The organism is Vibrio ichthyoenteri ATCC 700023 (assembly GCF_000222605.1).
Taxonomy (GTDB): Bacteria; Pseudomonadota; Gammaproteobacteria; order Enterobacterales; family Vibrionaceae; genus Vibrio; species Vibrio ichthyoenteri.
In genome coordinates, this window is record NZ_AFWF01000256.1 from 14,197 (window position 1) to 27,100 (window position 12,904).

Sequence of the window (12,904 nt, forward strand, 5' to 3'; positions counted from 1 at the left end):
GTAGTAACCCATCTGTAGTTCTGAAGCGGCAGGAGCCGCTTCAGTATTGATAAGGAAATTAACATGTCTGACACTAGCTGGCTCAGCGAGTTTCCAGCAATGGAACGCGCCGATCTTCGAGCCATTCGTAAAACCTTAGATGGCGCCTATCGCGATTTTTCACGCGAATATGGCGACCTCATCGAGTCTATTTTCGATCCATTGCTTTCTTTTTTAGTTTGGTTTGAAAAGCTGCTTCTCTCCGCCCCATGGTTTCTGGTTCTCGCGGGTTGCTGCGCGTTGGTTTATGCCGCGAGCCGCTCATGGAAATTGGTCGTCGGTTGCGCCGTATCCCTGATGCTGATTGGTTATTTCGGCATGTGGGACGACACCATGCGCACGCTGAGTATCATTACGGTTTGTACCATGCTGGCTATCGTACTTGGCATTCCAATTGGTATTGCGATGGCGCGTTCAAACCGCGTGCAGTCGATCGTCACACCAATGCTGGATGTGATGCAAACCATGCCAGCCTTCGTCTACCTGATCCCTGTCGTCATGCTGCTGGGTATCGGTAAAATTCCAGGGTTAATTGCGGTTGTTATCTACGCTATCCCACCCGTGATCCGCCTAACCAATTTAGGTATCCGTTTAGTTGATAAAGAAGTGCTTGAAGCTGCAACGGCTTTTGGCGCGAGCAGCAAGCAGCGCCTGCTTGGCGTTCAGTTACCTTTGGCAATGCCTACTATTATGGCTGGAATCAACCAAACCATCATGATGGCGCTTTCTATGGTTGTGATCGCCTCAATGATTGGTGTTAAAGGCCTAGGCCAGCCAGTTCTTAAATCGATTACCAACCAATATTTCACCCTTGGTCTTCTCAACGGCTTTGCCATTGTTGCCCTAGCCATCTTGTTTGACCGTGCTTCTCAAGCATACGCCAAACGAACTCAAGCTCACTTAGGGGATTTAAAACATGACTGATGCATTAATTGAAATTAGTGGCTTATATAAGGTATTTGGCCGCAACCCACGCTCAGTAATGGAGCAAGTTAAACAGGGTGACAGCAAAGACGACATTCTTAAGAACACCGGCCACACTGTGGGTTTGAAAGATATCAACCTGAGTATCAAGCAAGGGGAAATATTCGTGATCATGGGCTTATCTGGCTCAGGAAAATCGACCCTTATTCGCCACTTCAACCGCTTAATTGACCCGACTGAGGGACAAATTTTGGTGGAAGGTGTCGATGTCATGAAGCTCTCCAAAACCGAATTAGAGCAATTTCGTCGTCACAAAATGTCGATGGTATTCCAACGCTTTGGCCTATTACCGCACCGTACCGTACTGGATAACGTCGCGTATGGTCTAGAAATTCAAGGTATCGAAAAAGCACAACGCATCACTCGTGCTACCGAATGGCTTGAAACTGTAGGCCTAAAAGGCTACGAAAAGCAGTACCCTGCCCAGTTATCTGGTGGTCAGCAGCAACGTGTTGGTTTAGCACGCGCCCTATCAACTGACGCGGAAATCCTGTTGATGGATGAAGCGTTTTCAGCGCTTGACCCATTGATCCGTAGTGAAATGCAAGATCAACTAATTGAATTACAAGAGACATTGCACAAAACCATTATCTTCATTACCCATGATTTGGATGAAGCACTGCGTATTGGCGATCGCATTGCAATCTTAAAAGATGGTGTATTGGTTCAGCAAGGTACGCCTGATGACATCTTGCTTAACCCAGCAGACGACTACGTTGAGGCTTTTGTTAAAGACGTTAATCGAGCACGCGCACTGACCGTAGAAACCGTAATGCAACCACCCGCTTTACGCATTACCGCTTCAACCATTGAAGAAGCGCTGAGCCAAATGAAGAAATCAAAACAAGATTACGGTTACCACGTCACGGATGATGGCTACCAAGGCTTAATCACCAAAGAAGGATTGATTGACGCTGCCAAAGAGCCAAGCATTGATGAGTTGAGTGATGTGACTTATGAACCGGTACCATCGATTTTGCCTGATGCGGTGATAGAAACGGTTCTGACTGAGACCATCTCCAGTGATTACTCTCTACCCGTGGTCGATGAAGAGGGCAATTTAAAAGGTGAGTTGGAACGCAGTGCAGTCGCCGATTTATTCTCAGAGACAACATCAAACGCAGACAATGATGAAATAACGCCGCTATCAACGGCCGAAAAAGCCAGCTAACTCCATCCACCCGTGCAAACAGTCTCTAAATAAAGAGCGTCAGCCTAAGCTGGCGCTCTTTATTTGCAGCCTAATCAACGATTAGACAAAAAGGCGTTCGTTAACCGCTGGAAAAGCTGAACGACTGATGGGCGATCTGCGATATGGTCATAGAGTGGTGTATGTACGGACGCTTTGATCTGCGCATCATGCTGGCAAATATGATTACACACAATCACTGGCTCAACGATCTGATCGACATCAGCATCAATAATGATACATGCCTGCGAAAGAATCACTTGCCCGCCGCCCTTCTTTAGTAATACACGCTGCGCGGTACCAACCACTTTTTTTCCGGCAATATTAAGGTTGTACTGCCCGTCGCAATAAGATCCCTGAGTATCATGCACGTCAACCGACACGCCTAACTGGGCAAAGAAATCGGTGAGTACATCACACAGTTTTAAGTACGCTGATTTGATGTCGTATGGTGTATCTTGTGGCCATTGGTAGATATGCGACAGATTAATGATACCTGGCAATTGCGGCACAGGCGCGCCACCGGTTTTCCGCGCGGTAAGTTGCCAGCCAGATTCAGCCAGTGCCTCAGTTAATTCGACACTGATTGGCCACTTCTTACCTGCGGGCAAGACTAAGGTTGGGCTTTTCGCCTGCCAAAGTAACAGCACTTGATCGAGGATACCAGCTTGTACCTGTGCAATCAGATCTGCTTCTTTAGCAAACAAGACATCCGCTTCGATAGAAGGGTAACGAATCAATTTATTGCGCTGCGCTGATGAAGAATGTGTCATGATCATAAACCTACCGTAACCAATAAAGCGGGCAACTTCGAAGGAGTAAAGAGGCTAACTTGCGCGGTACTGCTGCAAAAATGCCTGTAAAATCGGAATACCCGATTGACCACTTTGCTCGTGCTGCCAACATTGATAAATAGCAGTTTCATGATCAGCAATCAACGCGAATAGTGAGTGATGACTTGCCGCAACGTGCGCCCAATCTCGGTATTTCTCTTCATAGGGCGCAATCCAAGGCAGCAGCGTTTCGGTCAATTTTGGCCAAACAAGATCAATCCATTTTTTCGCATCATTAACTCCTTTTTGCTGCATTTCGCTACTGTTAATCACAAAATTAGCCTCTAACTCTGTTAAGCCAACTTGCAGTTGTTGCGCAGTTAATGTCTCCACTTCAATCAAGGTTTGCCACAATATGAGTCGCGATGGATCGGCATAATTTGCGGCAAAGTATTCAAAAAAAGCAATGCCATAAATTTCGCCATCGTAAGCGGCAATGATCTGTTTCAACGCGTCGTTTTCTGCGCCTTTAGTGAGTGGAATATTTTGAGCGTACATAGCCGTTTCTATCAAACTGTTAATGATTGAAATAGTAGACCCTTTTACCAAACCGTGGAAGAGGGTTACTTTTACATCAGAATCAGAAGCAACCTGATTTTGTAGCACGTATTTGACATTCGTTGTCTACTATAGAAAACTGAGTCTTACCAAGTATGCCAAGGAATGCATATCTTTCACCCTGTCATTGCTCCGACAATACACAAACAGAACGTGAATAACTCATAAGGAAATCCTATGCCCAAGCAACCAGCCGTCACTCAGATTGAGTTTCCAACCTTTTCTACCGTTGCGGGCAAGGAAACCGGGCATTACTATCGCGATAGCTTTGCTTTTGATACTTGCCAATCATCCGATCTCAATGCGACCAAGGTGTATCACGCCATCTTTGGCTATTTACCAAAAACGGTGGTGTATGCGATGAAAATACGTAATTCGATCGTGAAATGGCTGGGATTTTCAACCGCAGGGACAGAAATCGCATTGCCGATTGAAGAAATCAAACAAGGCAACAAAGCTGGTTTTCTGACCATCGAAACTGTCACGCAAAACGAAGTGGTAACCTTTGCGAGCGAAAAGAATATGGATATTTGGCTTTCGGTGCTTGAAGTCGCGCCGGGGCAATACGCCATCTCTTCTCTGGTGAATCTGAAGACCCGTATGGGCCGTGCCTATATGGTCATCATCAAACCATTTCACAAAATCATAGCTCGCTACTGTATTGTGCAAGCACTCAAAACGCAGCGTATTCCTAACTAAGCGATTCTTAACTTAACGATTAACGAATATTGCTTTTGCTGATTTTTATGTGCTCGCGATAACTAAATTTGATCACTAACAGAGTGAAATGTATGCAAACAACATAGTATGCTGACGAGATATGGATCGCACACATCATAAGTAGTGAGTTAGCAAAATCGTTATGTTGAAATATAAACTAGGTAAAATCGCCATTGGATTCTCGATGTTAGCAGGCCTCGCCGGCTGTACTCCACCAGAGAAAGTCTCTGATATTCGTTTTTCTGATGACAATTTTGAAAAATGTGTCTTAGATTTAGGCATTGAAGAATTAGATCAAGTTACTCGCCTTGAATGCTCGAGCATGGATATTGAAAGTGCTGATGAAATTGAGTATTTCCCGCAATTAAACTACCTAGATCTTAGCAGCAACTTTCTTTCCCAACTGGATGTCAGCGCCAACCAAAAATTGCAGCACCTTGAGGTGTGGTCGCAGCTATCAAAAGAGGGGCTTGAATCTCTCACTCTCGGTACGCTGCCTGATCTTACCTATTTAACTCTCGATGGTGATAATCTTACAAAAACCGATATCACGCCTGCGACGTTTGAAAAGCAGTTACCTAGCCTTGAAGACTTGTCCATTCTCGGTACGCCGATTAAAGGCGATTTTACCCTGTCACTACAACATCATAAGTTACGTGATTTGGGCATAATCAATACTGAAAAAGATCACAGTTTACCCGCAAAGCTAAAACTCGATCTTGATTTGCCAGCATTGACTAGACTCTTTATTCAAACTCCAGGGTTGGAGTCTCTGTCACTCAACAACAGCCATCAATTAGAAAACGTAGAGGTCGTAAAAACCGGGATAAAATCACTGACGTTGGCTGACATGCCAAATCTTACTGAAGTCAGGTTATCCGACAACAAACTCTCTGAGCTAACAGTCACTAATCTGCCGGCATTGCACTACTTAGATGCTAACAATAACCAAATCACCTCGTTTGACGGGCGAACGTTACCAGCGTTGACTAATCTGTATCTAGCCGAAAACCAACTTAAAACCATACAGTACGCACAACCCAATTTTATTTCGGTGTTAGGTTTGGATAATAACCAACTGACATCGTTTGATTTTCAGCTCATTCCCAACATTACCTCTTATTCTCTAGACAATAATCCATTGGCTAAAGTTGAAGATCAGTTTGCTAAAAACACCCATCTCTATTATTGCGTTTCAGCAGGGGAACAACTCCCCTACATTGCAGAGATCACGGAAATATATTGCAATACGAATGGTAACGTCGCCGAAAGTGGTGACTTTACCCAATACAATAGCCTCGAATTGCTGGAAATCACTGCTGAATTTGATGATGGCCTATTGGATCTATCGACCTTAGAAGATCTTAAACATCTCAGCGCCACTATCTACAATCTGGACACTCTGAAATGGCCAAGTAATTCCGCACTCGAAACCGTCTATCTTACTTATGGCAAGCTCAAATCGCTCACTATACCGACCTTACCCAAACTCAATGATCTTGAGCTTAAGATTTTTAACAAGTTAGAAACGCTCACCATCGCACCACAACCAAGCCTCACAGAGCTAGAACTCAGTGGTGTAAGTGTGCCTGAACTCACGATCGCACCACAACCTAGCCTTACAAAGCTAGAACTCATTGATGGGAGTGTGCCTGAACTCAAGATGCAACAGTCACCAAAACTGACTAAGATTAAGGTTGTCCATTCCGATCTACGCCACTTAACACTCGAAGATATGCCTGCGTTGGAACAAATTCAGATATTCCAAGCGCCATTGGAAACTCTAATTATTCGTAAGGTGCCAAACTTAAAGGAAATCTGTTTGTACTACGTACCCACAACCACCAAGATCACCAGCGTGCTAAGCAACAAGAAACTACAGTCGCTCATCAAATATGATTGTCGATAATTAAAGACGCGACTTTATCACCACCACAGAATGAAGGTATTGGCTGCAAGAGCAATACCTTCATTTGCTTTGTGGCTCATGAGTATTCTTGGCGCGACAACTACCACCGCAAAAAGTGCTTTACCTAAAGTTAGGTTGAGGTTTTACAGTGACGACATTGTGATTTCAAACCTAATTATGAGCAGTGTAGTTCTCTTCTCCAGCGCAAACAAACAAGGCAATACCGCACAAGTGGTACAAGCATTAGCACAACAGGTTAGCTTAAATATCATCAACCTCGATGAACTGAGCATCACCCCCTACAACTACGCCAATCAATACCCACAAGATGATTTTTACCTCCTCGTGGAAACACTACTAAGCGCCGACAATATCATTTTTGCCTCACCAATCTATTGGCATTGCCCAACCGCGCAAATGAAAGCTTTCATGGATCGTATGACTGAGCTATTGGATGTGAGTCATCTAAAACCCAAAGCGCGTGCGCTGGCGAATAAACGCGGATTCATTATTAGTAGCTCCGCTCAGGCCGAAGTTTGTCCCATCTTTGAAAGCATTTTTGCAAAAATGTACCGCTATTATGATATGAGTTACCAAGGTAACTTACATGGTGATTTTTCATCAGGCCAAGCCAATATCGATAGCAATGCCTTATTGGAATTTGCTCAACAACTCGATACCGCCAAGCTATCATGCGATAGCGCTACGTTAACCACTTCTATTTAAAGGCCACCAATGACTACGCAACTCTTTATTAACCGTTATTTAAGCGATAGTGATATCACAACGGTAATCAATGCAGAATCATCATCAAAATTGCCGTTGATCAACCAATTGATGGCGCATCATCTTGAGCATCTGCCCTTTTGCAGTGCCAACGTATTACTCAAGCAAGAGTTAAGTTTGACTCCTGACAATGTCTTTCAGCGCTTAGTAGAGCAGAAACGAGGCGGGTATTGTTATGAGCACAACAAACTCTTTCAAATGCTTTTGACCGAGCTTGGTTTCAACGTGCGTCCTTTGATGGCGCGCGTATTATTAAATGGCAATGAACAAAACGGCCGAACCCATCGCATCTCATTGGTGGAAATCGATGGTATTCAATATCTGGTTGACGTCGGCTTTGGTGTGCAAACACCGCGCATGGCCATTCCATTAAATAACCACAGCTTTAGCCATTTAACTCAACAATTTCGTCTCCAGCAACAAGGTCCGCAAAACTTTCGACTTGAGATTTGGCAAGCAGATCATTGGCAAGCGCTGTATCGCTTCGATTTAAGTGAAGTCACCGAAATGGATTGTGATATTGGCCATTTCTATGCATCACAGAATCCAAACAGCGGCTTTTATCATAATCTTGTAGTCTCCAAGATCACCCATACCCAACGTCACTTGATCAAAAACCTAGACATTCATCGCTACGATGATGAATTGGAAGAACAATATGTTGAAAGCATCACCAGCGCGTCCCACTTACATCAGCTATTGAGCCAGACTTTCCAGCTTGGCTTTAGTGAAGATGAGGCTCAGCAATTGTTTGATCACCAAGTGAATTACCTCGCATCGAAAGCTTAACAGCAGTGCTAACCGACGTTGGGAGTTGCTCACGTCGGTAGCATTGTTCACTTTAAATCGATACGCTATAGGTTCTAACTACAGACAATCGTTGATCTTTAAGGAAGCCCAATGCCCGATCTAAAACCAAGTCCGACTTTGGCCGATTTTCAGCACTATGTTGCTGAGTTAGAAGTGGAACGTAACTTCGCTGACCAACCGGTTTTAGAAAAGTGTTTATTGCTGGGTGAAGAAATTGGGGAATTGTTTCAAGCGATACGTAAAACAGAAGGCATCGCCATCGACCCGAATGCAAAAGTGGGCGAAATTGGAGACGAGCTGTCAGACATATTCATCTATCTATGCTCCATCGCTAATCGTTACGATATCGATCTTGAACAAGCCTTTTTAGCCAAAGAAGTCAAAAACAAGCAACGCACTTGGCAACCCGCCCAAAATGGCAAAACAGCGCCATGAATCTCGCGCTGTTTGATTTTGATGGCACCATCACTCATCAAGATGTCTATACCGAATTTCTATTCTACGCCACGTCTAAGCGGCGGATTATTTTGGGTGGTTTGCTCACCTCCCCCGTCATCGCTTTGTACAAACTTGGCTTACTACCTGCGCGATACACCCGTCCAGTATTATCAAAAATGGCCTTTGGCGGCCGTAATACAGCCGAAGTCGACGCCCTTGCCGCGCGATTTGTTCGCGACTATTTGCCCAGCGTCATTCGCCCACAAGCATTAGAGAAAATCTGTTGGCATCAACAACAAGGGGACGAACTCTACGTCATTTCAGCCTCTCTAAGCCCGTACCTTGCCATCTGGTGCCAACAACATGGATTGAAGCTGTTATGCAGCACCCTAGAAGAAAAACAAGGCCGATATACGGGCCGCTATCTGTATGGCGATTGCAGTTTAAACAATAAAGTCGCGGCAATTAAACAGACGTTAGATTTAGCCACCTACAGCCGAATTTATGCCTATGGCGATACTTATGAAGACCTACCGATGTTAAATCTTGCCGATGAAAAGTACTTTCAGTGGCGCAAGATCGAATCCACTGATGGCCTTTCTCATGCAAGGAGAACCCATGAACAATCTATTGAGTAATATTCCTACCTCATTACCTACGGAAGTCTTTGAAGAGATCATCAATACCGCAGGCGTGCGGATTGAACGTATTATTTCTCATGGGCACACCTCGCCGGAACAAGGCTGGTATGATCAAGCGGAACATGAATGGGTGTTGGTGTTATCAGGCTTTGGCGTGATTGAATCTGATGATGGCCAAGTGTTTCATTTGCAGCATGGCGACTATCTCAATATTCCTGCGCAACAAAAGCATCGCGTGATTGAGACCGCTGCCGATGAGCCTACTGTGTGGCTCGCAATGTTTTATCCGGTTGTTCTCTAAGATTATTTGACGTTGCGATGGATCTCTCGATTCACGTTGATTTTTAACAGCGCTTCCCTCGATATGAGACAGCCAATTGCATAACATAAGATGCTCTCATGGATTGATGGAGCATTAAGTATGAATAAGAAAACCTTATTGGTTGTTGCGGCATTGGTGAGCGTTACGGTTATCTCAATTGCAACCAAACCAAACTCTGAAGGCTTGGTACTCCCATCCTGCGACACACAACCGATCGTCGATACAGAAGTGCATTTTTTTGTCGACAATGACGTGCTTGAGCAATCAAATAAGCAAGAAGTCAGCGACTTTTTTACTCGCTCTATCAAACAATCCAATCTCATTCTAACCAATTCCTGCATTCCGATGACGCGCTCTCTCGGTAACATCACTTATGTCGATATCGACAAAAACAACATTCAGGACATGTACACTATCCATCGCGAACTCGAAAAACGCCTCAACACCGACAATTTGCATCAATTGTTTCCAATGCCTAATCAATACTACGGGATCGTCTTAGAGAAGAAGTATCAGGACATTACGGGTTTCTCAGGAATGACTGAGACGAACCTCAGCCAGCAATTTTTTGCTCTGGCAATGCATAGTTCGCTATTTACCTTAGAGCACGAGCTTGGCCATCTCGCTTGGGCAGAGCACTTGGAAGGTCACCCCATTCCCAATTTGGGTAAGTGGCTCCAATCGACGACGCCCCCCGACCTACAACATCACTTAAAACCTTATGCTCGTGCTTACAAATGTGGAACCGCTGGCACCGTAATGAGCTACGAAAATGAATTATTACCCATCTATTCCAATCCGGAAACCACTTACCGAGCTGAAGTTTGCGGGCATGCAGAGGATGGAGACAACGCGCGTGTGCTAAGAGAGTTTGCCTATTCATTAGCAGAAAAACTAGACTCGAAAATCATAACTAAATAGATAATAAACAATATCTTATGACAGTTATTAGCATTTATAACAGTTCAGCAAATAGGTATTTTGTGCCGAAATTAACTCAGCGCGTTGCACTTCGTTTCATCATTTTTGACACTACACTCCTAAAATCGCACGTAAAATCCTAAGGCGAATTCGAGCCTAATCGCTCCATGATGCTGATCAAATTTAACGCAACACTTAGCGGTAATATTTCCGCAGTTTGTTTTATCATTTTGACTCTAGGAAGCATCACATGAACATGTTTAAGATCCCTGAAAGCATCTACTTTGGGGAAAACGCGATGGAAGCGTTGAAAACTCTGCAAGGTAAAAAAGCGGTCATCGTGACAGGCGGCAACTCGATGAAGAAGTTTGGTTTCATTGCCCAAACTCAGCAATTACTGGGCGAAGCGGGAATTGACTCTTTGGTATTTGACGGGGTAGAGCCGAACCCATCGGTGCAAACTGTGGTCAAAGGCGCACAAGCGATGCGTGATTTTGAACCGGATTGGATTATTGCCATTGGTGGCGGTTCAGCGCTTGATGCAGCGAAGATAATGTGGTGTTTCTACGAACATCCACAGCTGGATTTTGCCGATATTATTCCGGTCGGTTCAATGCCAGCACTGCGCACTAAAGCCAAATTTGTCGCCATCCCATCCACCAGCGGCACAGCCTCTGAAATCACAGCATTCTCGGTGATCACCGATTTAGAAAACCACATCAAATACCCAATAGTGTCTGCGCATATCGTGCCTGATGTGGCGATCATCGACCCCGCTTTACCTGCAAAAATGCCACCACATATTACGGCGAATACCGGTATGGATGTCATGGCCCACGCACTCGAAGCCTTCGCCTCAACGGTTGCTAACGACTACTCCGACCCACTGGCAATGCGTGCGGTTAAGTTGGTATTTGAGAACATTGAAACGGCTTACAAACACGGCGATGACATGGTCGCGCGTGACAACATGCACAATGCTTCCACACTTGCAGGCATGGCATTCTCAAACGTATCACTGGGCCTAGTTCACTCGCTTGCACACAAAATTGGTGGTGAGTTTGGTGTAACCCATGGTCTTGCTAACGCGATTTTGATGCCGTACATCATCGAATACAACAAACAATCAACCGATAAGTACGCAGAAATTGAGCGCTACTTAGGCTTAGAAAGCATCGAAAATGAACTGCGTGCGCTGAATGCCAAACTGGACATCCCACTCACCTTCAAAGAAATCACCGAAGTTGAGATCAGCGAAGAAGCCTTCCTTGCCGTACTTGATCGTATGAGCCAAAACGCGTTTGACGACCCTTGCACACTGACCAACCCAGGCACGCCAACGGCAGCGGATGTGAAAGAGATCTACCGCCGCGCTTACTTTGGTTAAGCAAAAGCGAGAATAAAATGCCAATCAAGCCTCTGCCAAGCAGAGGCTTTTTTTGTCACCATTGCACAATAGCTATCGATAAAAAAACAGCCCGCCAATAGGCGAGCTGCTTATAAGGTTTAAAGCTAGGGATAGCTAGTTAAATGCGCGAGCCAAGGTGCCGACACCTTGATAGTGATACACCTTAGCGCTGCTACAAACAAACACCGACTCACCAGCTTTTAGCGTCACCGATTCGTGGTTATCACGTACCGTCACTTCCCCTTCGACACAGAACAGAATCTCAGCGCCGCGCACATATTGGGCTTTCTCTTCGATGTCCGCTTTCAACACTTCAAAAGCAAAGTCATCGACAGGAATTGGGTAACCGATTTTGTTTTCCATTTGGTACGGGGTCAGTTTGATTTGCGTCGGATCAATCGACACAAACTGAGTATTGTCGATAAGCTCTGCCACATCCATATGCTTTGGTGTTAAGCCTGCACGCAGTACGTTGTCTGAGTTAGCCATGATCTCTAAGCCTGTCCCTTTCACATACGCGTGCGGGGTTTCCGCATGAAGGAACATCGCCTCACCGGGCTCAAGCTCAACCACATTAAGCATTAACGGTGAGAACAGACCAATATCATCAGCATACTCGTGGCGAAACTCAGCAATTAAGGCAAATGCTTCACGCGCTTTGCTGGTTTTCGCTTTACTCTCAATGGCTTGATGTAGCTCGCTCAGCGCTTGCTGTTTTTGCTCGCCAGATAAGTTCATCACCACAGAGAAAAACGCTCGCAGACCTGCCGCACTTGGTCTGTCTTGCAGGGCATCAATCTCACTGCGCAATGTTTCAATATGGGCTTGATTAAACAGCGCCACAATATCATTGATTGGTCGAAAGCCGTTCATCGCTTTATAGAAGGTTAATGCATAAACCAATTCTGGCTTATGGTTAGCGTCTTTATAGTTACGATTGCCTGCTGCGAGCTCAATACCTTGCAAGTTTTCTTTTTGATAGCCTTCAATCGCTTTGCTACGGCTCGGGTGTACCTGCACTGACAACGGTTTATCGGCCGATAAAACCTTAAACAAATACGGTAGATCGCCAAAACGTTCAACGGTGTAATCGCCTAATACCGAGACTGGATCTTGCGCGATGAGATCAGACAGTAGCATGCCGTTACTGGCAATTTTTGAGCAACCATTTGGATGCGCACCCATCCAGATTTCTGCTTGAGGTTGATGATCTGGATTGCCAATACCAAATAACTCGGTGATCGCCGTTTGGCTACCCCAGATGTAGTTTTGAATAACATTATCAAGTTTGTATAAGGCACTATTCATTTCGATTGCTCCCGTCAGAACCAATACATGCCTTAGAA

General features: G+C 45.0%; 14 protein-coding genes. 11 read left to right on the forward strand and 3 right to left on the reverse strand.

Features of this window, described 5'->3' with window-relative positions; translation table 11 throughout:
• Nucleotides 1-63 precede the first annotated feature (63 nt).
• On the forward strand, nt 64-963 hold the full coding sequence (locus tag RH85_RS17080; RefSeq protein WP_006713957.1) for an ABC transporter permease: 900 nt from the start codon (nt 64-66) through the stop codon (nt 961-963).
• Complete coding sequence (locus tag RH85_RS17085; protein ID WP_006713958.1) at nt 956-2,194, forward strand: quaternary amine ABC transporter ATP-binding protein; 1,239 nt, start codon at nt 956-958, stop codon at nt 2,192-2,194. Before RH85_RS17080 ends, RH85_RS17085 begins: the two co-directional genes overlap by 8 nt.
• A gap of 74 nt (nt 2,195-2,268) precedes the next feature.
• Here RH85_RS17085 and RH85_RS17090 read toward each other — a convergent pair whose 3' ends face one another.
• Nucleotides 2,269-2,985 (reverse strand): lipoate--protein ligase family protein, encoded by a 717-nt coding sequence (locus RH85_RS17090; protein ID WP_006713959.1) that lies wholly within the window; start codon nt 2,983-2,985, stop codon nt 2,269-2,271.
• A 54-nt stretch (nt 2,986-3,039) separates the two neighbouring features.
• Nucleotides 3,040-3,651, reverse strand: coding sequence for a hypothetical protein (locus RH85_RS17095; RefSeq protein WP_006713960.1), 612 nt, complete (start codon nt 3,649-3,651; stop codon nt 3,040-3,042).
• A 129-nt stretch (nt 3,652-3,780) separates the two neighbouring features.
• Between RH85_RS17095 and RH85_RS17100 the strand changes: the two genes are divergently transcribed.
• The 9 genes from RH85_RS17100 to RH85_RS17140 all read left to right on the forward strand — a co-directional run bounded on the left by RH85_RS17100 (nt 3,781) and on the right by RH85_RS17140 (nt 11,537).
• Nucleotides 3,781-4,302: a DUF2867 domain-containing protein gene (locus RH85_RS17100; protein WP_006713961.1), complete on the forward strand. Its 522-nt coding sequence runs from the start codon at nt 3,781-3,783 to the stop codon at nt 4,300-4,302.
• A 163-nt stretch (nt 4,303-4,465) separates the two neighbouring features.
• Nucleotides 4,466-6,232 (forward strand): leucine-rich repeat domain-containing protein, encoded by a 1,767-nt coding sequence (locus RH85_RS17105; protein WP_006713962.1) that lies wholly within the window; start codon nt 4,466-4,468, stop codon nt 6,230-6,232.
• A gap of 177 nt (nt 6,233-6,409) precedes the next feature.
• Nucleotides 6,410-6,958 (forward strand): flavodoxin family protein, encoded by a 549-nt coding sequence (locus tag RH85_RS17110; RefSeq protein ID WP_039949254.1) that lies wholly within the window; start codon nt 6,410-6,412, stop codon nt 6,956-6,958.
• A gap of 9 nt (nt 6,959-6,967) precedes the next feature.
• On the forward strand, nt 6,968-7,807 hold the full coding sequence (locus RH85_RS17115; protein ID WP_006713964.1) for an arylamine N-acetyltransferase family protein: 840 nt from the start codon (nt 6,968-6,970) through the stop codon (nt 7,805-7,807).
• 111 nt (nt 7,808-7,918) lie between these two features.
• Complete coding sequence (locus RH85_RS17120; protein ID WP_006713965.1) at nt 7,919-8,263, forward strand: MazG nucleotide pyrophosphohydrolase domain-containing protein; 345 nt, start codon at nt 7,919-7,921, stop codon at nt 8,261-8,263.
• Entirely contained in the window at nt 8,260-8,904 is a 645-nt protein-coding gene (locus RH85_RS17125; RefSeq protein WP_006713966.1) for an HAD family hydrolase, read from the forward strand. Before RH85_RS17120 ends, RH85_RS17125 begins: the two co-directional genes overlap by 4 nt.
• Entirely contained in the window at nt 8,885-9,208 is a 324-nt protein-coding gene (locus tag RH85_RS17130) for a cupin domain-containing protein (protein ID WP_006713967.1), read from the forward strand. Before RH85_RS17125 ends, RH85_RS17130 begins: the two co-directional genes overlap by 20 nt.
• A gap of 120 nt (nt 9,209-9,328) precedes the next feature.
• Nucleotides 9,329-10,150, forward strand: coding sequence for a hypothetical protein (locus RH85_RS17135; RefSeq protein ID WP_006713968.1), 822 nt, complete (start codon nt 9,329-9,331; stop codon nt 10,148-10,150).
• A gap of 250 nt (nt 10,151-10,400) precedes the next feature.
• Nucleotides 10,401-11,537 carry an iron-containing alcohol dehydrogenase gene (locus tag RH85_RS17140; protein WP_006713969.1) on the forward strand — a complete coding sequence of 379 codons (1,137 nt, stop codon included), beginning with the start codon at nt 10,401-10,403 and terminating at the stop codon, nt 11,535-11,537.
• Nucleotides 11,538-11,672: 135 nt separating this feature from the next.
• On the opposite strand, the gene manA is transcribed toward RH85_RS17140, so the two are convergent.
• Nucleotides 11,673-12,866 (reverse strand): mannose-6-phosphate isomerase, class I, encoded by a 1,194-nt coding sequence (gene manA, locus RH85_RS17145; protein WP_006713970.1) that lies wholly within the window; start codon nt 12,864-12,866, stop codon nt 11,673-11,675.
• Nucleotides 12,867-12,904 lie beyond the last annotated feature (38 nt).